This is a genomic window from Nocardioides sp. Soil_C_8 (assembly GCF_057656315.1).
On the sequence record NZ_JBDGKQ010000001.1, the window covers coordinates 1155869 to 1181152 of the forward strand.

24 protein-coding genes are annotated in these 25284 nt (G+C 73.3%); 17 read left to right on the forward strand and 7 right to left on the reverse strand.

The genetic code is table 11. The annotated features are described in order from the left end of the window. Positions 1 to 5 precede the first annotated feature (5 nt). Genes AC3A3L_RS05655 through AC3A3L_RS05665 form a run of 3 tightly spaced genes read left to right on the forward strand, consistent with a single transcriptional unit; the run spans position 6 to position 4282 of the window. On the forward strand, positions 6 to 1535 hold the full coding sequence (locus AC3A3L_RS05655; RefSeq protein WP_487639034.1) for a CoA-acylating methylmalonate-semialdehyde dehydrogenase: 1530 nt from the start codon (positions 6 to 8) through the stop codon (positions 1533 to 1535). Beyond that, on the forward strand, positions 1528 to 2880 hold the full coding sequence (locus AC3A3L_RS05660; protein WP_487639035.1) for an aminotransferase class III-fold pyridoxal phosphate-dependent enzyme: 1353 nt from the start codon (positions 1528 to 1530) through the stop codon (positions 2878 to 2880). The genes AC3A3L_RS05655 and AC3A3L_RS05660 overlap by 8 nt, the downstream gene beginning before the upstream one ends. Before the next feature lies 1 nt (position 2881). Next, positions 2882 to 4282, forward strand: coding sequence for an NAD(P)/FAD-dependent oxidoreductase (locus tag AC3A3L_RS05665; protein WP_487639036.1), 1401 nt, complete (start codon positions 2882 to 2884; stop codon positions 4280 to 4282). Positions 4283 to 4349: 67 nt separating this feature from the next. On the opposite strand, the gene AC3A3L_RS05670 is transcribed toward AC3A3L_RS05665, so the two are convergent. Beyond that, positions 4350 to 8192 carry an Ig-like domain-containing protein gene (locus AC3A3L_RS05670; protein ID WP_487639037.1) on the reverse strand — a complete coding sequence of 1281 codons (3843 nt, stop codon included), beginning with the start codon at positions 8190 to 8192 and terminating at the stop codon, positions 4350 to 4352. A 183-nt stretch (positions 8193 to 8375) separates the two neighbouring features. Here AC3A3L_RS05670 and AC3A3L_RS05675 point away from each other — a divergent pair, with 183 nt between their 5' ends. The 3 genes from AC3A3L_RS05675 to AC3A3L_RS05685 are packed head-to-tail and all read left to right on the forward strand — an operon-like array spanning position 8376 to position 10021. After that, entirely contained in the window at positions 8376 to 8789 is a 414-nt protein-coding gene (locus tag AC3A3L_RS05675) for a YybH family protein (protein WP_487639038.1), read from the forward strand. A gap of 54 nt (positions 8790 to 8843) precedes the next feature. Further along, positions 8844 to 9137, forward strand: coding sequence for a virulence factor (locus AC3A3L_RS05680; protein WP_487639039.1), 294 nt, complete (start codon positions 8844 to 8846; stop codon positions 9135 to 9137). Further along, on the forward strand, positions 9134 to 10021 hold the full coding sequence (locus AC3A3L_RS05685; protein ID WP_487639040.1) for a homocysteine S-methyltransferase family protein: 888 nt from the start codon (positions 9134 to 9136) through the stop codon (positions 10019 to 10021). Before AC3A3L_RS05680 ends, AC3A3L_RS05685 begins: the two co-directional genes overlap by 4 nt. 70 nt (positions 10022 to 10091) lie before the next feature. On the opposite strand, the gene AC3A3L_RS05690 is transcribed toward AC3A3L_RS05685, so the two are convergent. Both AC3A3L_RS05690 and AC3A3L_RS05695 read right to left on the reverse strand, forming a co-directional pair. Then, positions 10092 to 11588, reverse strand: coding sequence for an amidase (locus AC3A3L_RS05690; RefSeq protein ID WP_487639041.1), 1497 nt, complete (start codon positions 11586 to 11588; stop codon positions 10092 to 10094). A 58-nt stretch (positions 11589 to 11646) separates the two neighbouring features. After that, on the reverse strand, positions 11647 to 12159 hold the full coding sequence (locus AC3A3L_RS05695; RefSeq protein WP_487639042.1) for a Gmad2 immunoglobulin-like domain-containing protein: 513 nt from the start codon (positions 12157 to 12159) through the stop codon (positions 11647 to 11649). Positions 12160 to 12373: 214 nt separating this feature from the next. Between AC3A3L_RS05695 and AC3A3L_RS05700 the strand changes: the two genes are divergently transcribed. Next, positions 12374 to 12802 (forward strand): aromatic ring-opening dioxygenase LigA, encoded by a 429-nt coding sequence (locus tag AC3A3L_RS05700; protein WP_487639043.1) that lies wholly within the window; start codon positions 12374 to 12376, stop codon positions 12800 to 12802. 60 nt (positions 12803 to 12862) lie between these two features. After that, positions 12863 to 13279, forward strand: a complete 417-nt coding sequence (locus AC3A3L_RS05705; RefSeq protein ID WP_487639044.1) for a DUF7144 family membrane protein — start codon at positions 12863 to 12865, stop codon at positions 13277 to 13279. Between the two features lie 10 nt (positions 13280 to 13289). On the opposite strand, the gene fgd is transcribed toward AC3A3L_RS05705, so the two are convergent. From fgd to AC3A3L_RS05720, 3 genes are all read right to left on the reverse strand, one after another. Then, positions 13290 to 14303: a glucose-6-phosphate dehydrogenase (coenzyme-F420) gene (gene fgd / locus AC3A3L_RS05710; RefSeq protein WP_487639045.1), complete on the reverse strand. Its 1014-nt coding sequence runs from the start codon at positions 14301 to 14303 to the stop codon at positions 13290 to 13292. A gap of 42 nt (positions 14304 to 14345) precedes the next feature. Next, entirely contained in the window at positions 14346 to 15176 is an 831-nt protein-coding gene (locus AC3A3L_RS05715) for a sigma-70 family RNA polymerase sigma factor (protein WP_487639046.1), read from the reverse strand. A gap of 118 nt (positions 15177 to 15294) precedes the next feature. After that, on the reverse strand, positions 15295 to 16278 hold the full coding sequence (locus AC3A3L_RS05720; RefSeq protein ID WP_487639047.1) for an AraC family transcriptional regulator: 984 nt from the start codon (positions 16276 to 16278) through the stop codon (positions 15295 to 15297). Between the two features lie 174 nt (positions 16279 to 16452). Between AC3A3L_RS05720 and AC3A3L_RS05725 the strand changes: the two genes are divergently transcribed. Both AC3A3L_RS05725 and AC3A3L_RS05730 read left to right on the forward strand, forming a co-directional pair. Further along, positions 16453 to 16788, forward strand: a complete 336-nt coding sequence (locus tag AC3A3L_RS05725; protein WP_487639048.1) for an ANTAR domain-containing protein — start codon at positions 16453 to 16455, stop codon at positions 16786 to 16788. Positions 16789 to 16796: 8 nt separating this feature from the next. Beyond that, a complete protein-coding gene (locus AC3A3L_RS05730) occupies positions 16797 to 17507 on the forward strand; it encodes a GAF and ANTAR domain-containing protein (RefSeq protein WP_487639049.1) in 711 nt (236 codons plus the stop codon). 33 nt (positions 17508 to 17540) lie between these two features. On the opposite strand, the gene AC3A3L_RS05735 is transcribed toward AC3A3L_RS05730, so the two are convergent. After that, positions 17541 to 18251 carry a GAF and ANTAR domain-containing protein gene (locus AC3A3L_RS05735; RefSeq protein ID WP_487639050.1) on the reverse strand — a complete coding sequence of 237 codons (711 nt, stop codon included), beginning with the start codon at positions 18249 to 18251 and terminating at the stop codon, positions 17541 to 17543. Between the two features lie 164 nt (positions 18252 to 18415). On the opposite strand from AC3A3L_RS05735, the gene AC3A3L_RS05740 reads away from it, so the two are divergent. From AC3A3L_RS05740 to AC3A3L_RS05770, 7 genes are read left to right on the forward strand one after another with little or no spacing between them, the layout of a single operon-like run. Beyond that, complete coding sequence (locus AC3A3L_RS05740; protein ID WP_487639051.1) at positions 18416 to 19561, forward strand: glycosyltransferase; 1146 nt, start codon at positions 18416 to 18418, stop codon at positions 19559 to 19561. Beyond that, entirely contained in the window at positions 19558 to 20625 is a 1068-nt protein-coding gene (locus tag AC3A3L_RS05745; protein ID WP_487639052.1) for a glycosyltransferase, read from the forward strand. Before AC3A3L_RS05740 ends, AC3A3L_RS05745 begins: the two co-directional genes overlap by 4 nt. After that, positions 20622 to 21668 (forward strand): glycosyltransferase, encoded by a 1047-nt coding sequence (locus AC3A3L_RS05750; RefSeq protein ID WP_487639053.1) that lies wholly within the window; start codon positions 20622 to 20624, stop codon positions 21666 to 21668. The genes AC3A3L_RS05745 and AC3A3L_RS05750 overlap by 4 nt, the downstream gene beginning before the upstream one ends. Next, complete coding sequence (locus tag AC3A3L_RS05755; protein WP_487639054.1) at positions 21665 to 22543, forward strand: glycosyltransferase family 2 protein; 879 nt, start codon at positions 21665 to 21667, stop codon at positions 22541 to 22543. The genes AC3A3L_RS05750 and AC3A3L_RS05755 overlap by 4 nt, the downstream gene beginning before the upstream one ends. Beyond that, positions 22540 to 22977 carry an SRPBCC family protein gene (locus AC3A3L_RS05760; protein WP_487639055.1) on the forward strand — a complete coding sequence of 146 codons (438 nt, stop codon included), beginning with the start codon at positions 22540 to 22542 and terminating at the stop codon, positions 22975 to 22977. Before AC3A3L_RS05755 ends, AC3A3L_RS05760 begins: the two co-directional genes overlap by 4 nt. Further along, positions 22974 to 24563, forward strand: a complete 1590-nt coding sequence (locus AC3A3L_RS05765) for a phytoene desaturase family protein (RefSeq protein ID WP_487639056.1) — start codon at positions 22974 to 22976, stop codon at positions 24561 to 24563. Before AC3A3L_RS05760 ends, AC3A3L_RS05765 begins: the two co-directional genes overlap by 4 nt. After that, complete coding sequence (locus AC3A3L_RS05770; protein ID WP_487639057.1) at positions 24560 to 25177, forward strand: methyltransferase; 618 nt, start codon at positions 24560 to 24562, stop codon at positions 25175 to 25177. The genes AC3A3L_RS05765 and AC3A3L_RS05770 overlap by 4 nt, the downstream gene beginning before the upstream one ends. Positions 25178 to 25284: the final 107 nt, after the last annotated feature.

The window sequence follows — 25284 nt, forward strand, 5'->3', positions numbered from 1 at the left end:
GCAGGATGAGCCGCATGAACGACATCGTGCACTGGGTCGACGGCTCGCCCCTGACCGGCTCGCCCTCCGGCTGGGCCGACGTGACCAACCCGGCGACGGGCCGGGTGACCGGGCGCGTCGCGCTCGCGAGCGAGGCCGACGCCACCCACGTCATCGCTGCCGCGTCGCGGGCGGCCCGGAGCTGGGGCACGTCGTCGCTCGCGCGTCGTACGCAGGTGCTGTTCGCCTTCCGCGAGCTGCTCAACGCCCGCAAGGAGGAGCTCGCCGCGATCATCACCGCCGAGCACGGCAAGGTGCACTCCGACGCGATGGGCGAGATCGCCCGGGGCCTCGAGGTCGTGGAGTTCGCGTGCGGGATCTCCCACCTGCTCAAGGGCGGCCACAGCGAGGAGGCGTCGACCGGCGTCGACGTGCACTCCAAGCGCGTGCCGCTCGGCGTGGTGGGCATCATCAGCCCGTTCAACTTCCCGGCGATGGTGCCGATGTGGTTCTTCCCCATCGCCATCGCTGCCGGCAACACCGTCGTCCTCAAGCCGAGCGAGAAGGACCCGAGCGCGGCGAACTGGCTCGCCGCGCTCTGGCAGGAGGCCGGGCTCCCCGACGGCGTCTTCAACGTGCTCCACGGCGACAAGACCGCCGTCGACGCGCTCCTCACCAGCCCCGACGTGCAGGCGATCAGCTTCGTCGGCTCGACCCCGATCGCGGAGTACGTCTACGAGACCGCGAGCCGCCACGGCAAGCGCGTCCAGGCCCTCGGCGGCGCCAAGAACCACATGGTCGTGCTGCCCGACGCCGACCTCGACCTCGCCGCCGACTCGGCCGTCAACGCTGGCTACGGCAGCGCGGGCGAGCGGTGCATGGCGATCAGCGTGCTGGTCGCGGTCGACCCGGTCGGCGACGAGCTGGTCGCCCGGATCGCCGACCGGACCCGCACCCTGCTGATCGGCGACGGCGGCCGCTCCGCGACGGGCGACCAGAGGGAAGCGGACATGGGTCCGCTCGTCACGAGGGCCCACCGCGACCGGGTGAGCTCGTTCATCGACTCCGGTGAGGCCGCCGGCGCGAAGGTCGTCGTCGACGGCCGCGACGTCGCGGCCCGCGGCGGGGAGGAGGGCTTCTGGCTCGGTCCCACGCTCTTCGACGACGTGACCCCCGACATGGACATCTACACCGAGGAGATCTTCGGCCCGGTCCTCTCGGTCGTGCGCGTGACGTCGTACGACGAGGCGGTCGCACTGGTCAACGCCAACGAGTACGGCAACGGCACCGCGGTCTTCACCAACGACGGCGGGGCGGCCCGCCGCTTCGAGGCCGACGTGACCGTCGGGATGATCGGCGTCAACGTGCCCGTCCCGGTGCCGGTCGCCTACTACTCCTTCGGTGGCTGGAAGCGCTCGCTCTTCGGCGACACCCACGCCCACGGCACCGAGGGCGTGCACTTCTTCACCCGCGGCAAGGTCGTCACCACCAGGTGGATCGACCCGGCCAACCGCCCCGAGGGCGGTCTCGAGCTGGGGTTCCCGCGCAATGACTGAGACCACGATCGCGAGCGACCTCGCGAGCACGCACGACGCCCAGCGGGCCTACGAGCTCGACCGCGCGCACGTCTTCCACTCCTGGTCGGCGCAGGCCGAGATCAGCCCGATGGTCGTCACCCGGGCCGAGGGCAGCCACGTCTGGGACGGCGCCGGGAGGCGCTACCTCGACTTCTCCTCCCAGCTGGTCTTCACCAACCTCGGCCACCAGCACCCGCGCGTCGTCGCCGCCATCAGGGAGCAGGCGGAGCACCTCTGCACCGTCGCCCCCGCAATGGCCAACGGCACCCGGTCCGAGGCCGCCCGGCTGATCGCGAGCCACACCCCCGGCGACCTCGACCACGTCTTCTTCACCAACGGCGGCGCCGACGCCAACGAGCACGCCGTACGCATGGCGCGGCTGCACACCGGTCGCCACAAGGTGCTGACGACCTACCGCAGCTACCACGGCGGCACCCACCTCGCGGTCAACATGACCGGCGACCCACGCCGGTGGGCCAGCGACCACGCGTCGTCCGGCACCGTGCACTTCTTCGGGCCGTTCCTCTACCGCAGCCCCTTCCACGCGACCACCGAGGTCGAGGAGTGCCAGCGCGCGCTCGATCACCTCGAGCAGGTCGTGGCTCTCGAGGGGCCGGCGACCGTCGCAGCCATCGTGCTCGAGGCCATCCCCGGGACCGCCGGGATCATGGTCCCGCCGCCGGGCTACCTGGCCGGCGTCCGCGAGATCTGCGACCGCCACGGCATCGTGCTCGTCGCCGACGAGGTGATGTCGGGCTTCGGCCGCGCCGGGCGGTGGTTCGCGGTCGAGCACGGCGACACGGTCCCCGACCTGCTGACCTTCGCCAAGGGCGTGAACTCGGGCTACGTCCCGCTCGGCGGCGTGGCGATCAGCGACGACATCTTCTCCACCTTCGCGCACCGCACCTACCCGGGCGGGCTCACCTACTCCGGCCACCCGCTCGCGTGCGCCGCGGCCGTGGCGACGATCCGGGCGATGGAGGACGACGACGTCGTCGGCCGTGCCGAGCGCCTCGGGGAGCACGTCATCGGTCCCGGTCTCCGCGAGCTGGCGGACCGGCACGAGTGGATCGGCGAGGTCCGCGGCACGGGCGCCTTCTGGGCCGTCGAGCTGGTCAGCGACCGCGCGACGCGTGCGCCGCTGGCTCCCTACGGCGGCTCCAGCCCGGAGATGGCGGCGATCGTGAAGGGCTGCCAGGAGCGCGGCATGCTGCCCTTCGTCAACTACAACCGCATCCACGTCGTCCCCCCGCTGACCACCACCGACGACGAGGTGCGGGAGGGTCTCGCGATCCTCGACGAGGCGCTCACCGCAGCCTCCTGACATGGCCGCCCACCGGACGGCCTACGAGCGGCACGCCCCCGACCCGCGGCTCGTCGCGGAGTCGCTGGCGGACAGCGTGCAGTCGGTCTTCTGGCTCGACGACGTCGGCGCGGCGCCGGCGTACGACCCGCTGACCGCCCCGACCCGCGCCGACCTCGTCGTCATCGGCGGGGGCTACCTCGGCCTCTGGGCGGCCGTCCACGCGAAGCGCCGCGACCCCGGCCGCCGGGTCGTGCTGCTCGAGGCGCAGACCGTCGGATGGGCGGCGTCGGGTCGCAACGGTGGCTTCTGCGAGGCCTCGCTCACCCACGGCGAGGACAACGGCCGGTCCCGCTGGCCCGACGAGTACGACGTCCTCGAGCGGCTGGGCGCGGAGAACCTCGACGCCTTCGAGGCCGACGTGCGCGACCTCGGCCTGGCCTGCGAGTGGGAGCGCACCGGCCAGCTGACCGTGGCGGTGGAGGAGCACCAGCTCGCATGGCTCGAGGGTGACGTCCTCGATGCGACAGCGACCCGGGCGCTGGTCGACAGCCCGCTCTTCCTCGGCGGCGAGCTCTCCGCCGACACCGCCCTGGTCCACCCGGCGCGGCTGGCGCTCGGCCTCGCCCGGGCGGCCGCCGAGCTCGGGGTCGAGGTGCACGAGCACTCGGCCGTGTCCGCGATCCGGCGCGAGGGGAGCGGCGTCGAGGTGGCCACGGACCGGGCGACCGTCACGTCGGACCGCGTCGTCCTCGCGACCGGCGTCTTCCCCGCCCTGCTGCGCCGCAACCGGCTGATGACCGTCCCGGTCTACGACTACGTGCTCGTCACGGAGCCGCTCACGGGCGAGCAGCGCGCCGCCGTCGGCTGGGCCGGACGGCAGGGCCTCGGTGACCTCGCCAACCAGTTCCACTACGCCCGGTTGACGGCCGACGACCGCGTGCTGTGGGGCGGGTACGACGCCGTCTACCCCGCGGGCGGCCGGCTGCACCCGCGCCACGAGGACCGGCCCGACAGCCACACGCGACTGGCCTCGCACTTCCTCGCGACGTTCCCCCAGCTCGAGGGCGTCCGCTTCACCCACCGCTGGGCCGGCGCCATCGACACGTCCACGCAGTTCGCGGCGTTCTACGGCACTACCCACGGCGGCCGGGTCGCCCACGCGGCCGGCTTCACCGGGCTCGGCGTGGGTGCCACCCGCTGGGCCGCCGAGGTGCTGCTCGACCTGCTGGACGGGCAGCCGACAGAGCGCACCGCCCTGCGCATGGTGCGTGAGCGCCCGCTTCCCTTCCCGCCGGAGCCGCTCGCGTCCGCCGGCATCAACCTCACCCGCTGGTCCCTCGACCGCGCCGACCACCGCGAGGGCCGGCGCAACGGCTTCCTCCGGGCCCTCGACCGGGCGGGCCTGGGCTTCGACTCCTGACGGACGATCGTGGACGCCACAGCGGGCAGGAGGCCGGCGCCTCCTGCCCGCTGTGCGCTTCCCACTGCTACTTCAGCCGCACCGTCCGGGGCGACGCCTTGCTGGAGGAGTAGCTCCCGGTCGCGACGAGCTTCGTCCGGACGACGACCTTGGCGGGCCGGAGCCTGCCGCCCTTGGCCGTCGCCTTCGTGGGCACGGTGACCGACACCGTGCCCGAGGCCGGCAGGGTCACCGACCGCGTGACCGTCCCTCCGCGGAGCGCCACCCGCACCTCGCCGGTGACCGGCACACCGCTCACGGCGCCGGCGACGGTCACCGTGACCTTCACCCTCTTGCCGCCCTTGCGCGAGACCGCCTTCATCCGGGTGGTCGTCGCCCTCGGCGAGACGGTGTACGGCGCGGAGCTGACCGCGGACGCCTCCGAGTCGGCCGAGCCCAGGTAGCGGGCCGAGACGACGTACGAGCCGGCGGCGAGCGTGCCCGGCAGGTCGTACGACGCGTGGCCGGCGCCGTCGAGCGGCACGGTCACGGTCGTCGTACCGACGGTCAGCTCGACGTCACCCCCGCCGACGGCGCCGCCGACGGTGACCGAGGCGGTGGCCGCGGGCGATCCGAAGACGGAGGAGCCGCTGCTGAGCGTGACGACGGTGGTGGGCGTCGACCTGGCGAGGGTGAACGCCACCGGGGCGGACTCCGAGGCCGTCGTCACCGGCGTCTGGCCGAAGCCGGCGGCGAGGGTGTGCGCCCCGGCACCGAGGCCGCCGGGGACCGTCAGCGTGGCGACCCCGTCGACGACCTCACCCGTGCCGAGCACGGTGGAGCCGTCGGTGAAGGTCACCGTGCCGTCGGTGTCGCCACCGTCGACGGTCGCCGTGAGGGTGATCGCCTGCCGCAGGGCAGGAGCCTCGGGCGAGACCTCGAGCGTGGTGGTGCTGGTGTCGCGGACACCGAGGTCACCGGTGGCGACCCGCCCGGTGGCCGACGCGGTCGCGGTGACCGTCAGCGCGCCACGAGCCGTCTCCGCCGGCACCACCAGGTCGGCGGTCGCGGTCCCGGTCGCATCGGCGACCGAGGTCACCGGGGCCAGCCCGGCACCCGTGAAGGTGACGGCCTCGCCGGCACGGAAGCCGGTCGCGGAGACGCCGGCGGTCGTGTCCGGAGCCGTCGTGGCCGGGACGATGACCTTCCCGCCCGCGAGCACGCCCTCGAGCTCGGTGCAGACCGGGCCGGGGGTACCGAACGGCGGCAGCGCGGTCGGCGTCGTCGGCGGCGTGCCGCTGGGCAGCAGTCCGTCGTCCTCCCGGATGCGGGTGAACACGATCGCCTGCTTGCCCTGCACGGCACCCGAGACGTTGATGATGCTCGCCTTGACGGTCGTCACCGCCGAGGTGCTGTCCGCCTTGTCCCCCTGCACGGCCGCGGTGACGACCTGGCAGGTCTCCCCCGGAGCGAAGGTGACCTTCTCCATCGTGGCGCCGGCCCGGGCCGTGGTCGACCCGAGGAGCGAGACCCAGCCGGTGACGGGGACCGTCGCGGGCTCGTCCAGGTAGGCCGCCAGCTCGACGGTGCCCGGGGCCGCCCCTTCGTCGACGCCCGGGGCGAAGACGTTCACGACCGGCTCGGTCCTGTTGGCGGCCGTGCCGACCGACGAGGACTCGAAGGCCAGGTCGGAGAGGTACGCGCCACCGGTGGCGACGCCGTCGGCACCCTGGGCGGCCGTGAACCGCACCTCACGGACGTCACTCGTGTCGAGCCCAGCGGCAGCGAGGTCGGCGACCGGGACGTTGACCTGGTGGAGGACGACCTTCTTCAGCGTGCTCGTCGCCGCGGAGCTCGCCGAGGTCGGCATGCGCACCAGGGCGTACGGGTTGAGCGCGGACACCAGGGAGCTCCAGGCCTCGCCATGGCCGTCGACGACGGTGAGGGTCAGGTCGGTGCCGGTCACGACGGACTCGTCGGCGGCCATCTTGACCGAGAGCCGCTCGAAGCCGGCCGCGTCGCGCTTGCCGGCCGGCACGGAGACGCGGACCGCGCCCGTGTCGGTGGTCCACACCATCCGGGTGACCGGGGTGGCCGGCACGTTGCCGCCGTTGGACGCCGGGGTCCAGTGCGGCAGCTGGGAGCTCGCCATCGTGGTGGTGCACGCCGCGAGGTCCTGCGGGGTGGTGCGACCGCTCATGCTGGCGCACGGGTTGGCCGTCGCGGTCCCGAAGGTCCGCACGAGGGACGACGCCTTCTCGAAGGTCGCGATCGTCGCGCGGGAGCCGGACGGAGCCGTCGCGGTGGTGCGCACGTCCTCGCCGTCGAGCGCCGCGGGGACCGAGCCGGTGCCGTCGAACATCGGCAGGAACTGGTCCTCGCCGCCGAGGGTCAGCCGGAACCACGCGGTCATGTACGACGTGCCCTGGTCGTACTGCTCGGCCGGGGTCATCCGGATCGAGGTCTCGGCCGTCGACGGCGCGGTGCCGCAGACGGGCTCGGTGGCCCGGGCAGACGCCGGGTTGGTGCCGCTCCAGTCGTCGCTGACGCTGTAGGCGTACTCACCCGGGGTCCAGACCGTGTTGTAGAAGTTGTGGTTGGCGCCCATGACCCAGGTGCCCGTCCGCAGCACGTCGTCGCCGTACGCGTAGCGCGAGTCGTCGAGCATGTGCTGGCCCTGCTGGTTGGAGACGTCGCCGTCGCAGTAGGGGAGGATCACGTTCATCGGCACGTTGGGCACCGTCATCCGGCCGAAGTCGACCGGCGCGAGCGGCAGGATCGACCTGATCGGCCACGGGTCGGCCAGCGCCTGGTTCAGCGTCGCCGCCGAGGTGACGCCCTCACCGCCGCGCGAGTGGCCCATCATGCCGATCGTGCTGAGGTCGAAGCGGCCGACGAGCGTCGCGGGCGTGATCGTGTCGAGCTCCGGCGCGCCCTTGACGAAGCCGGGGGCACGCAGCGCGTACGACGCCGCGCCATCGGTCAGCGCCTGGGCGAGCGAGACGTCGCGGTCGGTGAACGCGTCGTGGTAGCTGACCGTCTCGCCGGCGTTGGCCTTCTCCAGCATGGACAGGGTGTCGAGCAGCAGCTGGCCGCGCGCCTGGGCGCCCTGGTCGGCGGAGAGCTCGTTGTCGTTGGAGTTGACCGCGTTGGCCGAGATCGAGACGACCGCGTAGCCGCGGCTGGCGAGCGCGCGGGCGGTGCCGTCGTAGCCGGCGTAGCTGGGGATCGACATGCGCCCGGTGTCGTACGGCGCCTCGGCGGGGCCGGGTGCGGCGGTGCATGGCCACCGGGCGGGGTTCGTCGGGGTGCCGGGAACGGCGGTGTAGCAGGAGGTGTGGCGTCCGTGGAGCAGGATCACGGTCGGTCGTGCCCCGCCGGTCGTCGGCAGGTAGACCTTGCCCTCCATCTCGCCGCGGACGCCGCCGATGGCGGACAGCGGGATGGCCTGGTCGCCGAACTTGTAGATCGACTCGGTCCAGTCGAAGTCGCCCGGCGCGCTCGGGTCGGCCGCCAGCGGCTCCGCGAGGGCCGCGTCCTCGGCGTCCGGCACGGCGACCGCGCGCGACGGCGTGCCGTCGCCGGCAGGGGCCTGGCTGGACCAGCCCGCCTCGGCGGACGACGCGTCGACCACCGCCGGGTCGGTGGTGAACGCGCTCAGGGAGCGGCCGTCGGCCGACTGGGTCGCGAGACCGATCGTCTCACCGTCGACGACGACGGTCGGGGCGTCGGACCTGACGGGCAGCGGACCGTCGAGGTCCACGGTGACCAGGTAGCCGCCCGGCGCCCGGGTGACGGCCCAGCCGTCACCCGAGGCGGAGGTCCCGGTCGGTTCGGCGGATGCCGGTGCCGCGGCGAGCGCGACGAGGGGGGCGACGAGGAGGGCGGCCGACAGACCGGCTCCTGCTCGACGTCGGAGGTTGAGGCGCACGTACAACTCCTGGGAGTCCGGTCGCCACGGCTCGCGGCAACGCCGACGCGAGCCGAGAGCGAGACTTGATGTCGGATTGAAACGTTATGAGCGGGCGTTTACGACCGCGTTTCGTCCCGTTGACGGCCCGGTCACGCGCCCGCCCCCCGTGTGAACATCTCGGTCATGGGGAAGGAACCAGCCATGGGCGACGACGACGAGATCCGCACTCTGATCCAGCAGTGGGCCGAGGCCGTGCACCGAGGTGACCTCGACGCGGTCGTGAGGGACCACGCCGACGACATCGTGATGTTCGACGTGCCGCCGCCGCACCGAGGGGTCCGCGGTCTCGACGAGTACCGCGCCACCTGGCCGGACTTCTTCGAGTGGCAGCGGTCCGGCGCCCTCTTCGAGATCACCGAGCTCGAGGTCGTCGCCGGGAACGACGTCGGGTTCGCGTACGCCCTTCTCCGCTGCGGCAAGCCCACCGAGGAGGACCCCGCCGTCGAGCCTCGACTGCGGCTGTCCCTCGGTCTGCGGCGGGACGGTGGACGCTGGGTGGTCGTCCACGAGCACCACTCGTTCGCCGACACCTCGGACCCGGGCGGTCCCGGATAGACCACAGGGCAGACCGACCCGTCGAGGGGCGGCATCCGAACTAGGGTGCGACACATGGCGGAGTACCAGGTGACCCGGTGGCGCGACCTCCCGTCGATGGTCGCCGCCCGGGCGGACGACGAGACGGTGAAGTCGGAGCTCGCCCCGCGGTTCCAGGAGGCGATCGACGAGGCGGCGATGCGTCTCGGCGACACGGGAGCCGACGACTACCTCGCGGGCTGGGAACGGACCCCCTGGACCGAGGCCGACGGCACGCCGAGCGAGGTGCTCGAGCGCGTCGCCGCCGATCTCGACGCGCAGTGGCCGGCCGACCGGATCGCCGCCTACCTCGACGAGCTGGGCCGGTGAGCCGGCTCAGGGCGCTGCTGGGCACGGACGGTCCGGTCCTGCTCGACGGCGGCATGGGCACGCTGCTCCAGGACAGCGGCCTCGAGGACGGTGTGCCCGGAGAGCTGTGGAACCTGGAGAACCCCGACGGAGTGCGCGCGGCGCACGCGGCCTACGCCACGGCCGGGGCGAGGGTGCTGACGACCAACAGCTTCGGGGGCACCCGCCCGCGCCTGGACCTGCACGGTCTCGGCGACCGCGTGGGCGAGGTGAACCGCGCGGCGGCACAGCTCGCCCGATCCGTGGCCGACGAGCACGGGCTGCTCGTCGCCGGCGACCTCGGTCCGACCGCCGAGCTGCTGGCGCCGCTCGGCACCCTCACCTCCGACGAGGCCACGGCGCTGTTCGCCGAGCAGCTCGCCGCGCTCGTCGAGGGCGGGATCGACCTGGTGCTGGTCGAGACGCTGAGTGACCTCGGTGAGGCCGATGCGGCCCTCGCCGCGGCGCAGGAAGTGGCGCCCGATCTCCCGGTCGTCGTCACGATGAGCTTCGACACCAACCTCCGGACCATGATGGGCGTCCGCCCGGGCGAGGCGGTGGCGCACCTCGCCGCGGCAGGTGCCGACGCCGTGGGGGCCAACTGCGGTCGCGGTCCGGCGGAGATGGAGGTCATCGCCGCGGAGATGGCCCAGGCCCGCACCGACGACGTCCTCCTCGTCGCCCAGTCCAACGCCGGCCTCCCCCAAGTGGTGGGCGACCACTTCGAGTACGACGCCACCGCCGGCGACATGGCCGCGCACGCCACCCGGCTCGCCGAGCTCGGGATCGACCTCGTCGGCGGCTGCTGCGGCTCGACCCCGGCGCACGTCGCCGCCATGGACGCCGTCCTGAGCCCCGGTCCATGAGAGCGGTCGTCCAGAGGGCCTACGGATCCGGGAACGACTGAGGCGTCGCGCCTCTCCGTCGCCTCGCGCGCTAGGCCGTCAGCGCTGGGTCGAGGTCGGCGTACCGGTGGAACCACGGCTGTGCCTGCTCGAGCTGCGCGGCGAGCCGCAGCAGGAGACCGTCCGAGGCCAGGGGGCCGACGAGCTGGACGCCCAGGGGCAGGCCGGTGGCAGTCCAGTGCAGGGGCACCGAGATCGCGGGGCGGCCGGTGAGGTTCGCCAGCTGGGTGTAGGGCACCCAGCCCAGGTTCTCGGCGATGAGCTGGTCGAGGATGCCGGTCGCGTTGAGCAGCTTCCCGGCGTGCACCTTGGCGATGATCCGCGATGCCCGCTGCAGCAGCGGCGGGGTGTCGACCGAGCCCACCTCCAGCGGAGGCTTCGCCAACGTGGGGGTGAGCAGCAGGTCGTAGCGCTGGTGGAAGTCGTCGAGCGCACGGATGTGCTGGTTGACGTTCTCCAACGCGGCGAAGAGCGCCCCGACGCCGGCGGCCCGGCCGATCTCGGCCACCGCGAGCGAGTCGGCAGCGAAGGCGCTGTCGGGCGCGCCGAGTCGGCGCTTGATCAGGCTGATCTGGCCGTGGAGCTGGGCGAACCAGATGGTGAGGAAGTCGCGGGCCAGGGCGTCGTCGTCGTGCGGAGCTTCGACCTCCTCGACGTCGTGGCCGAGATCGGCCAGCAGGCGAGCGGCACCCTCGACCGCGGCGACCGCCTCGGGGTCCGGACTGGGGTTGATCGCCGAGGAGACCGTGAACCCGATCCGCAGGCGCGCGGGCGGGCGGTCGAGCTCGGGGAGGAAGCGATCCGGGGTCGCGGCGGCGTACGCCGCGTAGCGGGCTGGCGCGCCCACGATCGCGTCGAGCAGTGCGGCACTGTCCCGGACGCTGCGGGAGACCACCCCCTGGGTGACCATCCCGAACATCATCTCGCTGCCCTGCGGACCGTAGGGCGTGAGGCCGCGGCTGAGCTTCAACCCGACCAGGCCGTTGCACGCCGCGGGGATGCGGACCGACCCACCGCCGTCGTTCGCGCCGGCCGCCGGGACGATGCCCGCGGCGACGGCGGCGCCCGAGCCACCGGACGAGCCGCCCGGGGTGTGGGCCAGGTTCCACGGGTTGCGGGCCCGTCCCAGCAGGTCGTCCTCCGTGATGCCCTTGGCCCCGAACTCGGGGGTGTTGGTCTTGCCGAGGACGACGAGCCCGGCGTCGAGGAAGCGCTGCGTGACGAGGGCGTGCTCGTCGGCCACGTCGTCCACCAGCGCGTGGCAGCCGTTGGTGGTGGGGAACCCGGCGTACTCCTGGGCGAGGTCCTTGACGAGGAAGGGAACGCCCGCGAAGGGACCCTCCAGCGGCTCGGCGGCACGCGCATCGGCCACGTCGTCCAGCATCCTGGTGATCGCGTTGATCTTCGGGTTCACCTGCTCGGCGCGCTGCCGTGCCAGGGCAAGCAGCTCGGTCGGAGTGACCTGCTCGTCGGCCACCAGCGCCGCGAGGTCGGTGGCGTCAGCGGCGAGGTAGTCGTCGAGGTGCACGGAGCGAGTGTAGGAGCGCGCCGCACCTCCGGAGCGACGAATGAGTCGGTCGGATCGGTCAGTCCTTCACCGGTATCCGCAGCCGCTGGCCGACACGGATCGCGTCCGGGTCGCTGATCCCGGGGTTGGCGGCCACCACCTGCGCGACCGTCGTCCGCGGGTGGTCGCGGAGCTTCCGCACGATCGAGGTGAGCGTGTCCCCACGTTCCACCCGGTAGAGCAGCCACCCCCGCAGGTCGGCGAACATGATGACCTCGACCTCACGCAGGTCGAAGCCGGGACTCGGTCCCTCGTCGGGCAGTCCGGGGTTGTCGCCGAACACCTGCACAGTGAGCCGCGCTCCGTCGCGCGGCGGGGTGCTCAGCGTGACGCGGGTGGAGAACTCCCCTACTGCCGCCATCCCGCCGGTCGACTGCGCGGAGTCCTCCGCGAGGACGCGGCCGCGCCCGTCGAGCACGCGGACGCCGATCGTGCCCTCGAACCCGTTGCCGACCCCGGCCACCAGGAAGCGCCGTCCGACGAGGTCGTCCTTGGCGGGTTGGCGCACCCGCACCTCTGTGATCACTCCCATGATGTCCCTCCCGAGGTCTGTTGACCTCACACGCTAGGGATCAGCGCGGGTCCTGTCACCACGCTCGCTGACGTCGGGCGGCTGGCTCGCCCCCACCTCCCCCGTCAAGGTCACCCTGTCCGGGTGATGCCGCACGACCGGCAGGAACGCCACGGTGAGGGGACTCGACACCCTCCTGCCGCGGGGAAGGTGCGGCACGAGAAGGAGACGTCACATGCGCTCGACAGCCTCGATCGTCGCCATCGTGGTGGGCATCCTCATGGTGGTCGCCGGCGCGGCCACGTGGGTGGTGGTCAGCAGCACCCTGGCCGACCAGAAGATCGTCGTCTCCGACGACGCCAACTGCCTGGCCGGCGACGAGGTCGATGGCCCGTTCTCCGCCTACTGCCAGGCGGACGTGATCGACAAGCACACCATGAAGATCACCGGCGGTCTCACCTACTCCGAGCTCGAGCAGGACGACCCCAACCGGGCCACCGCCATGGACTCGGCCTTCCTGCAGGCGTCGCTGTTCACCTCGGTGGTGGCCTTCGGCGTCGCGTTCATGGCCTTCGGGGTCGGCATCGTCTTCATATTGATCGGCCTCGGCATGCGAGCGCCCGTCCCCGTGCGCGGCGGGCACGCGAGCGCCGCCCCGGCCTGACCCCGATCCGTCCCGACCCACTGAACGCCCCCGCCGGGGGCACGAAACTGGAAGGTGAACATGTCGTCGACCTACTCCACCCGCAACGCATGGGCCTCCGGGCTGATGCTCTTCGCGGCCGCCATGCTGCTGACCGTCGGCATGTTCCAGGTCCTGCAGGCGATCGCCGCCCTCGCCAACGATGACATCGTGGTCCGGGGACCCGAGTACACCTACCACTTCGACCTCACGACCTGGGGCTGGGTGCACCTCCTCATCGGGGCGATCCTGGTCGCGGTCGGCGCCTTCCTCTTCACCGGGGCCACGTGGGCGCGGTGGGCCGGCATCGCGGTCGCCGTCCTCGCCATGCTGGCCAACTTCATGTGGCTGCCGTACTACCCCCTCTGGGCGATCATCCTCATCGGCCTGAACGTCGCGGTCATCTGGGCCCTCGCCGTGGTCGAGATCGAGCCCGACTTCACCCGGCCCGCGCCGTGAGCGAGGACCGTCAGCCCCCGAGCGCGCGGAGGGCGGGCACGACGTGCTCGCCGAGATCGGCGAGGAACCGTTCCTGGTCGTGGCCGGGGCCGTGCAGGACGAGGTGGTCGAAGCCCGCGTCGACGTAGGGCCGGACTGCGGCGACCACCTCCTCCGGCGTCGTGGCCACGATCCAGCGCGAGGCGACCTGCTCGATGGGCAGCCGGTCGGCGGCCGCCGCCATCTCGACCGGGTCGTCGAGCCGGTGCTTCTCCTCGGCGCTGAGCGACAGCGGCGCCCAGAAGCGGGTGTTCTCGAGCGCCTCCTCGCGGGTGGCGGCGTACGACAGCTTGACCTCGATCATCCGCGTGAAGTCACGCGTGGACCGCTCCGACGCGGCGAGCCCCTCGTCGACGGCGGGCAGCAGCTTGTCGGTGTAGAGGTCCATGCCCTTGCCGCTGGTGCAGATGAAGCCGTCGCCCACGCGGCCGGCGTACTTCGCCATCTGCGGCCCGCCGGCCGCCACCCAGACCGGTACGCCGCCCTCGGGGCGGTCGTAGATCGTGGCGTCGACGGTGCGGTAGTAGTCACCCTCGAAGGTGACCCGCTCGCCGGCCCACAGCTCGCGCATGAGGCGTACGGCCTCACGCAGGCGCGCCCAGCGCTCCTTGAAGTCGGGCCACTCCGGCAGCCCGACGGAGATCTCGTTGAGCGCCTCGCCGGTGCCGACGCCGAGCACGACCCGACCCGGGTTGAGCAGGGCGATGGTGGCGAGCTGCTGGGCGAGCACGGCCGGGTTGTAGCGGAAGGTCGGCGTCAGCACGCTCGTCCCGAGCACGACGCGGTCGGTGCGCTCGCCCAGTGCCGCGAGCGCGGCCAGGGCGTTGGGGGCGTGACCACCCTCGTGGCGCCACGGCTGGAGGTGGTCGCTCACCCAGACGCTGTCGAGGCCCACCTCCTCGGCCCGGACCCCGAGCTCGACGAGCTCACGCGGACCGAACTGCTCGGCGGACGCCTTGTAGCCGACGGCGAGGGGAGGGGTCACCGCGCCATGGTGGCACGGTGACCCCGAAGGTCTCGCAGGGCCTCAGGCGGCCGGCGGGCGCTCGACCAGGCCGGCCTTGAGGTCGCCCAGGATCCGGGTCAGCACGCGCGACACCTGGGCCTGGGTCAGGCCGACGGTGTCGGCGATCTCCTGCTGGGTCTGCTCCTGGAAGTAGCGCAGCCGGACGATCCGCCGGTCACGCGCGCTCAGGGCCCGCATCAACGGGTCCAGCATGACCTTGGCCTCGGCCTGGGCGAGGGCGTGGTCCTCCTCGCCGAGCAGGTCGCCGAGCGACGACGAGCCGTCGGCCACCCGCGCGTCCAGCGAGGTAGGGGTGAAGCAGCCGTCCGCCGCGAGCGCCTCCACGACGTCGGACGTGTCCTCGTCGAGGTGGGCGGCGATCTCGCTGGGCCGGGGCGAGCGCCCGAGCCGGGGCTCGAGCTCCTCCTGCGCACCGGCGATCCGGGTCTGCAGGTCCTGGACCCGCCGGGGCGGGCGGACCATCCAGCCGGAGTCACGGAAGTGGCGGCGCAGCTCACCGCGGACGGTGGGCACGGCGAAGGACAGGAAGTCGTGACCGGCGGCAGGGTCGAAGCGCTGCGCGGCCTTGGTCAGCCCGAGCAGCGCCACCTGCTCGAGGTCGTCGAGGTCGATACCGCGGTTGCGGTAGCGGGAGGCCATGCTGCGCGCCACGGCCGCGTTGGTCTCGATGAGCTGACGGGTCAGCTCCTCGGCGTCGGCCTCACGGCTGACGTCACGCAGGTCGCTGACGATGGCGTCGGTGCGACGGGCGCGGGCCTTGCCCTCGAGGGGCTCGACAGGACGGGACTGGACGCGGGTCGGCCCAGTGGGAGGTGCAGGGGCGATCGACATGGGGATCCACGGCTCGCTTCCTGGGTGTTGAGGGCGCCTGCCGTGGTCTCCAGCAAGACGTTCAATCCTCACGGTTGCACGGTCTGGACCACCACGACAGCCGCAATGCGAACACCCTTCAGGAGGAGTCACGGGCCAACGTCTGTCCAGGGTTCTCGCCGAACAACTGCCGGTACTGCGCTGCGAACCGGCCGGGGTTGAAGAACCCGAGCCCGGCGGCGGCGTCGCTGACGTTGGACGTCGACCCGTCGAGGAGCACCTGACGGACCAGGTCGAGCCGGACCTGTCGGAGGTAGGCGTGCGGGGTGCACTCGAGCTGGCGCCGGAACGCGTACTGCAACGCGCGCGGCGTGACGGCGCAGCCCTCCGCGATCTCGGACAGCGTGAGGTCCTCGCCGGCGCGCTCCTCGATGAGTCGTTGGGCCCGCCGCACCGTGGCCTGGGTGGCGTCGCGGAGGTCACGAGCCTGCGCGGAGCCGTCCCCGACGATGTTGTTCTCGAACGTGTGGAGCAGGTTGTTGGCCAGGAGGCGGGCCGCTTCCGCGTGTGTCGGCGACTCGGGCGACTCGGCCAGCGGGATGCTCAGCCTGTCGACGACGGCGCGCCACTGGGCGGCAGCCGCACGCGAGCGCGGCACGTAGCTGGTGAACGACAGGTCGGCGGCCGTCTTGTCGGGATCGATGTCCGCGACCGCCTCGCTCAGCACGGCCACCGAGACGCTGGTGTTGCGGACGTCGTAGCCGTTGCCGCCGCCGCTGAACGGCATGCCCCACCCGGAGGCCAGCACCGTGTCACCCTCCACGCCGCGGTCGGTGGTGGCGCCGTGGGTGTACTCGATCTCCCCGCTGAGGACGTCGACCACGACCAGGGACGGCATGGGCTCCGCGTCGAACTCGACCGCGGCGTCGATGCGGAGCCGGTCGAAGGACACCCCTCCGCGCGTGCGGCGCTGGTGGTGCACGGTCCCCATCTGGCCACGCAGGCCCAGGGCGGCGCCGTACGCCGTGTCGAGCCAGTGACGCGCCTCGTCACCATCGCCCTCGAAGTCGAATCCGTCGGGTGGTCCACCCCGGATGCCTTGGTGGATACCTTGGTCCGGCATGTAGCACCTCCAATGCTGGAGTGTGCGGACGACCCACGGCTTGAGCCGGTTCGACTGTAACCCAGAACTGGTCGTCCCGCCCCTTCGGATGTGGCTGGCCCGGCCTGTAGGGTGGGACGGAACCTGTTGAACTCCGCCCTGTGTCCGCGGACTGACGTCATGCAAGAGGTGACGATGTCTGGGACCCCCCTATCTCCGGGCGAACCTGCCCACCAGGCCGACGAGCTGCGCGACCAGGTCGCGCACCTGACCGAGGCGGTGAAGTCGCAGCGCGACATCGGCATGGCCATCGGCTTGGTGTCCGCACGTTTCGGCTGCAGCACGGAGCAGGCGTGGCGCACGATGCTGCGCGTCTCGCAGGACAGCAACACCAAGATCCGCGCCATCGCCCGTGTGCTCGTGGCGACGCACGACGGCACGGCCGACGTCGACGACCAGGAGGTCCTGGCGAGGATCGTCGAGCACCTGCCCGCGTCCGGGTGGTCGGCCGGACCTGTCCCCGGGGAATAATCTCCCCCATGAACATCGATGACGCCGCGCTCGCCGAGAGCCTGCGCCGGCTGTCCCAGCCCCGTGACGACGACGGCAGCATCGTCTCCGCGCTCCACGTCGTGGTCCGCGCCTGCGTCGACCTCTTCGGGGTGGACGGGGCCGGCGTGCTCATCGCCGACGAGCAGGACATCCTCGTCTACGCCGCCGCGAGCGACGGCCCCGGCCGGCTCCTCGAGCAGACCGAGGCCGAGGCGGGAGAGGGGCCCTGCACCGAGGCGTTCGTCCAGGGTCGCGTGGTCACCAGCCGCGACGTCACCACCGAGTCCGAGCGCTGGCCCACGCTGGCCAGCGCAATGGCCGAGCAGCCGGTGCGGGCGGTCCTCGGCACGCCGGTGCTGCTGGGCGGCGTGCCGGTCGGCACCCTCGACGTCTACAAGAGCAGTCCGCACGACTGGGACGACAGCGAGCAGGCCGCCCTGCAGCGCTACGCCGAGATCATCTCCACCACGCTGGGCGCCGCGCTGCAGGCCCACACCGCGGGCCAGCTGGCCAAGCAGCTGCAGTACGCCCTCGACTACCGGGTGGTCATCGAGCGAGCCGTCGGCTACCTGATGGCCAAGCACTCGATGGACGCCGTCGCGGCGTTCAACGCGCTGCGCAACGCCGCGCGGAGCCGTCGTACGAAGATCGGTGTCGTGTCGGAGCAGGTCCTGGACACCGGGGCGCTGCCGGCCTGACGTCCCGGCCGGCCCCTGTCGCCAGCCGGGACGTCAGTCGTCCACCGTGTCCTCGACCCGCTCGTGCGGGATCGCCCGCGTCTCGACGATCTGGCTCGCGACGTCGCGCAGCTTGACGTTGGTCGTCGACGACAGCCGGCGCAGCAGCTCGAAGCTCTGGTGCTGGTCGATGCCGTAGCGCTCCATCGCGATGCCCTGCGCCATGCCGATGACGTGTCGCGAGCTGACCGCGGTCTGCAGGGAGGTGGCGCGGCGGGCCGACGACAGCGCCGTCGTCGCGTGCACGGCGTAGACCAGCGCGAGGTCCACGACGTCCCGGTCCGCGAAGGCGCCGGTCCTGCCGCTGTAGAGGTTGAGGGCGCCCATCGGCTCGTCGCGATCGGTCACCGCGACCGCGAGCAGCGACCGCACGCCCAGCTCGGCGGCCCGCGGACCCCAGGCGGGGTAGCGGGCGTCCGCCCCGACGTCGCCGCTGCGCAGCCAGCCGCCGGTGTCGGCGATCTCGACGCACGGGCCCTCGTCCAGCGCGTACTGCAGCGCGTCGGCCTCCTGCGCGACCGGGTCGCTGCTGGCGAGCGTCTTGTGGCCCCGCGCGGTGCGGATGGTGAGGCTGACCTGGTCGGCCTCGGGCACGAGCACGCGCATCCGGGTCACGATCGCGAGCGAGGTGATGGCTTCGTCAGGCTCCTGCTGCAGCTCGGCTGCGAGTGCCGCGAACACGGCCAAGGAGTCGTGGGATGACACTGAGGATCCTTGCGGGACTTGCGTCTTCGACCCGTGTTCTGGAGTCGGGGCAAAGTTATCGTCCCCGTGAGCCACCGCTCAACGCGACACCTCCCATGGGATGGAATCCGTCACTTCTCGCGCGCGCCCGCGCATGTGCCCCAGACGCGCGGGTACTTCTGCGCGTGACCACCTCCGACATGACCACGGACGCGCCGGCGGCGCCGCTCGTGCCGCGTCCGCGGGCCGGACGCCTCGTCATCGCCTCGGTGCCTGCCAACCACGTCTACGTCCGCCACCTCGCCCCCGAGGACGGCTCGGGCCCGGTCCGCCTGCCCGACCCCACACCGCCCGGCGCGGCAGCCACCCAGCAGTGGTGGCCGCCGGTGATGCTCGACGCCGCGTGGGTCGAGGCCAACGACTTCGACGTCTTCCACCTCCACTTCGGCTTCGACGCGCGGAGCCCCGCCGACCTCGAGGAGCTCGTCGCCGCGCTGCGCCGCCGCGGCAAGCCCCTGGTCTTCACCGTCCACGACCTGCGCAACCCGCACCACCTCGACCGCGAGGCCCACGACGGAGCCCTCGACGTCCTGGTGCCGGCCGCCGACGCGCTCGTCACCCTGACCCGCGGCGCCGCGGCCGAGATCCGTGCCCGCTGGGGACGCGAGGCGGTCGTGGTGCCGCACCCCCACGTCGTACCCCTCGACGTGATGCGCCGTGCCGCCTCCATGCGCGAGGTGCTGCGACGCGGACCGCGCGAGCGCGAGCTGCGCATCGGCCTGCACGTGAAGAGCCTGCGAGCCGGCATGCACCCGCACCCGTTGCTCCCCGTGCTCGTGGACGCGGTCCGTGACCTCCCCGGCGCGGTGCTGCAGGTCAACGGGCACCGTGACGTCCTGCTCCCCGACGGCGCGAGGTACGACGCGGCGCTGGCCGAGGCGCTGCAGGACCACGCCGCCCGCGGCGAGGTCGACCTGCGCATCCACGACTTCCTCGACGACGACGGGCTGTGGGCCTACCTGGCCTCCCTCGACGTGTCGGTGCTCCCCTACCGCTTCGGCACCCACAGCGGCTGGCTCGAGGCCTGCCGCGACCTGGGGACCGCCGTCATCGCCCCCTCGTGCGGCTACTACGCCGACCAGGGACCCGTGCTGACCTACCAGCACGACGAGGACCACCTCGACGCCGACAGCCTGGTGGCGGCGGTGCGCGAGGCGCACGCGGGCCGCGCCGCCTACCCGGTGAGCGTGGACGAACGGCGACGGCAACGCGCCCAGGTCGCCGCCGCCCACGCCCGGGTGTACGACTCGGTGGTGGGTGGTCGGCGGTGAGGATCTGCCTCATCGCCTCCAGCCGCTTCCCGATCCGAGAACCCTTCGCAGGCGGCCTGGAGTCGATGACCTGGACGACTGCGCGCGGCCTCGCCGAGCGCGGCCACGACGTCACCCTCTTCGCCGGCCCCGGGTCGGACACGTCGCTGCCGGTGCGCCTGCTGCCGCTGTCGACCGTCGAGGTCAGCTCCGTGGCGATGGCGGACAAGTTCGCACCCGGACCGGGCTGGCTGGCCGAGCACCACGCCTACCTCGCGCTGATGCTGTCCCTCGCACGGACCGGCGCCGAGGAGTACGACGTGGTGCACAACAACAGCCTCCACCACCTGCCGATCGCGATGTCATCCGCGGTCGACGTGCCGATGCTCACCACCCTGCACACGCCGCCGCTCCCGATGATCGAGTCGGCGCTCGCCCTGTGCCCGCGGCCGCCGCGCTTCGTGTCGGTGAGCGAGTGGACCGCGCGGTCGTGGCGCCACGCCGTCGAGAGCGACGTCGTGCTCAACGGCCTCGAGCTGCGTGACTGGCCCGCGGGTCCCGGCGGGGGCCCCGCCGTCTGGTCGGGACGGATCGTGCCGGAGAAGGCGCCCCACCTGGCCGTCGAGGCCTGCCGGCTCGCGGGCGTGCCCCTCGTGCTGGCCGGCCCCGTCCAGGACCAGGCCTACTTCGACCGAGAGGTGGCCCCGCTGCTGGGCGACGACACCCACTACGCCGGGCACCTCGCGCAGCGCGATCTGTCGGCCCTGCTGCGGCACGCGTCCGTGGCCGTGGTGACACCCATGTGGGACGAGCCCTACGGCCTCGTCGCTGCCGAGGCGATGGCGAGCGGGACCCCCGTCGCCACCTTCGCCCGCGGCGGGCTCAGCCAGGTCGTCTCCCCCCGAGGCGGCGTGCTCGCCGCGCCCGGCGACGCCGCCGCCCTGGCCGAGGCCGTCGTGGCCGCGGCTCGGCTCGACCGGTTCGCCGTGCGCGCCCATGCCGAGTCGACCTGCAGCGCCGACGCGATGGTGGAGGGCTACCTCGACCTCTACGCCGAGCTCACCCGCCAGGACGACGCGGCGTGACCCGCGACGGCGCCACGGGGGTCGTCGGCTACTACGTGCACCACGTGGGCAGCGGCCACCGCCACCGCGCCGCGGTGCTCGCCGCGCGGCTGCGACGGGAGGGCGTCGCGGTGACCGGCCTGTCGTCCCTCCCCCGGCCGAACGGCTGGGACGGCGACTGGGTGCAGCTCCCCCGCGACGACGACGGGCGACCGCGCGACGTCTCGGCGCACGGCCACCTGCACTGGGCGCCCCTGCTGCACGACGGCACCCGCTCCCGGGCCGCCGCCATCAGCGCATGGATCGAGGACGCCCGCCCCGACCTGCTCGTCGTCGACGTCTCGGTCGAGGTGCTGCTGCTCGCCCGCCTCCACGGCATCCCCGCTGTCGGCGTGGTCCTCCCCGGACGTCGCGACGACCCCGCCCACCTGCTGGGGCTCGGCGTCGCCGAGGCGCTCGTCGGCTTCTGGCCGCGCACGGCCCACGACATGACGCCGGGGCTGCCCGACGACCTGCGCGAGCGGCTGGTGCCGGTGGGGGCGCTCTCGCGCCACCCGGTGCGAGCCGTGCTGCCCCCGCGCCCGCACGCCCACGAGCGCACCGTCGCCCTGATGCTCGGGTCGGGCGGCCATGATGTGAGCGCGGACGACGTACGCCTCGCCCGCGGGGCCACCCCCGGCTGGCGCTGGCACGTCCTGGGAGCCGACCGCAGCACGTGGGTCGCCGACCCGTCGGCCGTCCTGGCCGGTGCCGACGTCGTCGTCACGCACGCAGGCCAGAACGCGCTCGCCGAGACGGCCGCGGCCCGCCGCCCGGCGGTCGTGCTGCCCCAGCAGCGCCCGCACGACGAGCAGCGGGCGACCGGTGACGTGCTCGCGCACGGATGGCCGGCCGTGGTGCGCACCACGTGGCCTGCGGCCGGCGAGTGGGGCGACGTGCTGGACCGCGCCGCCGCGCTCGACCCGCGGGGCTGGATCCAGTGGTGCGACGGCTGGGCCGCCGACCGGTTCGCCGACGTCGTGCTGCAGACCCGGGCACGAGTGGCCGACGGGGCCGGGCGATGACCCGCGTCGCCGTCGTCACGATCGCCCACGGCCGGCACGAGCACCTCGCCGCCCAGCACCGATCCCTCGCCGGCGGAGAGGTCCGCCCCGACCACTACCTCGCCGTCGCGATGGACGACCCCGCCATCGCCGAGGAGCACGTCGGCGGGCTCACCCGCGAGGTCGTCGCCGTCCGCCGCGGCGCTGGGGGCCGGCTGCCGCTGGCCGCCGCGCGCAACCTCGGCGTCCGCACCGCGATCGACGCCGGCGCCGACGTGGTCGTGCTCCTGGACGTCGACTGCCTGGCCGGCGCCGGCCTCGTGGCGTCGTACGCCGACGTGGTCACCGCGCGACCCGAACGCATCTGGTCGGGACCGGTGACCTACCTGCCTGCTCCCCCGCGCGGCGGCTACCCGGACGACCCCGCGGACCTCGCGGGCTGGGACGACCCGCACCCGGCGCGACCGAGCCCGGCGCCCGGTCAGCTGCTGGAGTCCGACGACCCGGACCTCTTCTGGTCGCTGTCGTTCGCCGTGGCCCCGGCCACGTGGGAGCGCCTCGGCGGCTTCTGCGAGGACTACACCGGCTACGGCGGCGAGGACACCGACCTGGGGCGCACGGCGCTCGCCCGCGGCATCGGGCTGGGGTGGGTCGGGGGCGCCCGCGCCTACCACCAGCACCACCCGGTCAGCAGTCCTCCGGTCGAGCACCTCGACGACATCCTCCGCAACGGCCGGCTCTTCCACGAGCGCTGGGGCGAGTGGCCGATGACAGGCTGGCTGGAGGAGTTCGAGCGCCGGGGACTCATCCGCCGGGAAGGTGGGCACTGGACCCGGGAGACGCCCGGTGCGCCGGGCAGGACCAGCACGAGCGAGCCGAAGGAGACGACACCATGAGCACGACGACCCGACCCGTGTCCGCCACCCCCGAGCAGGTCTGGGAGGTCCTGGCCGACGGCTGGCTCTACCCCCTCTTCGTCGTCGGCGCGTCCCGGATGCGCGACGTCGACGAGTCGTGGCCCGCGGTCGGCGCCCGGCTGCACCACAGCGTCGGCACCTGGCCGCTGCTGATCGACGACACGACCGAGGTGCTCGAGGTGGAGGAGGGCAGGCGCCTGCTCCTCAAGGCCCGCGGCTGGCCGGCCGGGGAGGCCCACGTCGAGATCTCGCTGCAGCCCAGCGACGGCGGCACGGTCGTCACCATCAGGGAGGACGCCACCGCCGGCCCCGGCGTCCTGGTCCCCAAGCCCCTGCGCGACCCCCAGCTCCACTGGCGCAACGTCGAGTCACTGCGACGTCTGGCCTTCGTGGTGGAGGGCCGGACGCAGTGAGCGCCGGCGCGTCAGGCACGTACGACGCCGTCGTGGTCGGCGCCGGTCCCAACGGCCTGGTCGCGGCCAACCTGCTCGTCGACGCCGGCTGGCGGGTCCTGGTGCTGGAGGCGCAGTCGACGCCCGGCGGCGCGGTCCGCAGCGACCGGGAGGTGCACCCGGACTTCGTCCACGACACGTTCAGCGCGTTCTACCCGCTGGCCGTGGCGTCGCGTGCGATGACCGGGCTGCGCCTGGAGGAGCACGGCCTGACGTGGGAGCACGCGCCGGCCGTGCTCGGCCACCAGTTCGGCGACGGGCAGTGGGCGGTGCTGCACCGCGACCGCCACGACACCGCGGCCGGGCTCGACGCCCTCCACGCGGGCGACGGCGACACCTGGCTGGAGCTCTGCGCCACCTGGGACCGGATCGGCCCGGCGCTGGTCGACGGGCTCACCTCGCCCTTCCCGCCGGTGCGGGCGGGCGCGCGGCTCGTGCCGGCGCTGGCCCGCTCCGGTGGCCTCGACACCGTCCGGCGGCTTGCCACCCCGGTCGCCTCGCTCGGCCGCGAGCTCTTCTCCGGCCCCGCCGCCCAGCTGCTGCTCAACGGCAACGCCGGCCACGCCGACTTCCCCCTCGCCTCCCCCGGCTCGGGGGTCTTCGGCGTCCTGATGACGATGCTCGGGCAGACGGTCGGCTTCCCCGTCCCTCGCGGTGGCGCGCAGCAGCTCACCGACGCGCTCGTCGCCCGCTGCACCTCGCTCGGCGCGGAGCTGGTGACCGACGCCGAGGTCACGACCGTCGACGTCCGTGACGGGCGCGTGGCCGGCGTACGCACCCGGGACGGGCAGTCGTACGCCGCCAGGGCGGTGCTCGCCGACGTGTCGGCCACCCACCTCTTCGGCGGGCTCGTCGCCGAGGAGCACCTGCCCGCGAGGGTCGTGCGCGGGATGCGCCACTTCGAGCTCGACCCCGGCACCGTCAAGGTGGACTGGGCGCTGTCCGGGCCCATCCCGTGGACCAACCGGCCCGACCGCGCCCCGGGCACCGTGCACGTCGCGGACTCGGTCGAGGAGATGACCCAGACCCTGGCGCAGGTGTCGTCGGGCGTCGTGCCGGACCGGCCGTTCCTGCTGACCGGGCAGATGACGTCGAGCGACCCGACGCGGTCGCCCGCGGGCACCGAGTCGTTCTGGGCGTACACGCACGTCCCGCAGCCCGGGAAGACCCGCAGCGACGCCGCCGACGAGGTCACCGGCGAGTGGGGCCACGACGACGCACAGCGCTTCGCCGACCGGATGCAGGCGCGGATCGAGGAGCGGGCACCGGGCTTCGGCGACCTGGTCCTCGAGCGCCGGGTGCTCGGGCCCCGCGAGCTCGAGGCCCGGAACGCCAACCTGGTCGGCGGCGCCGTCAACGGCGGCACGTCCCAGCTCCACCAGGAGCTGGTCTTCCGTCCCGTCCCGGCGATGCGCGGCCGGGCGACGACCGGCCTGCCCGGGCTCTACCTCGCCTCCGCCTCCGCGCACCCCGGCGGCGGCGTCCACGGCTCGGCCGGCGCCAACGCCGCCCGCGCCGCCCTCTGGCACCGAAAGATCCGCCGATGACCGACCAGCTGACCTTCGGGTCGCTCACGATCGCCTTCGACGACCGCGTGCTCCGGCCGCGGGAGTGGACGGCCGCGCAGTCGGACTGGGCGGCCGACCTGATGACCGCCGCGCCGGGCGGGACGGTGCTCGAGCTCTGCGCCGGCGCGGGCCACATCGGACTGCTCGCCGTCGCGACGTCCGGCCGTCGCCTGGTCTGCGTCGACGCCAACCCAGTGGCGTGCGACTACGCCCGCGCCAACGCGCTCGCCGCCGGGATGGCCGATCGGGTCGAGGTCCGCGAGGGGCGCCTCCAGGACGTGCTCGCGCCCGACGAGACCTACCCGATCATCATCGCCGACCCTCCGTGGGTGCCGCGCGAGCAGACCTCGCGCTACCCCGAGGACCCGCTCACCGCGATCGACGGCGGCGACGACGGCCTCGACGTCGCCCGCGCCTGCCTCGCGGTCATCGACGACCACCTCGCGCCCGGCGGCTCGGCCGTCCTCCAGGTCGGGACCCGGGCCCAGACCGACGCCCTGCGCCAGGAGCCCTGCTTCACCGAGGGCCGGCTCGCGATGGTCGAGGTGCGCCAGCAGGTGCGCGGGGTGCTCGCCCGGATCGACCGCGCCTGAGGTCGTACGCCTGCCGGTGTCGTGGTCAGCGGTGGCCCAGCCACATTGTCGGGCTCAGGAATGTGGCTCAGGCACCGCTCCCGGCGCGCCGTCGTACGACACTCCCG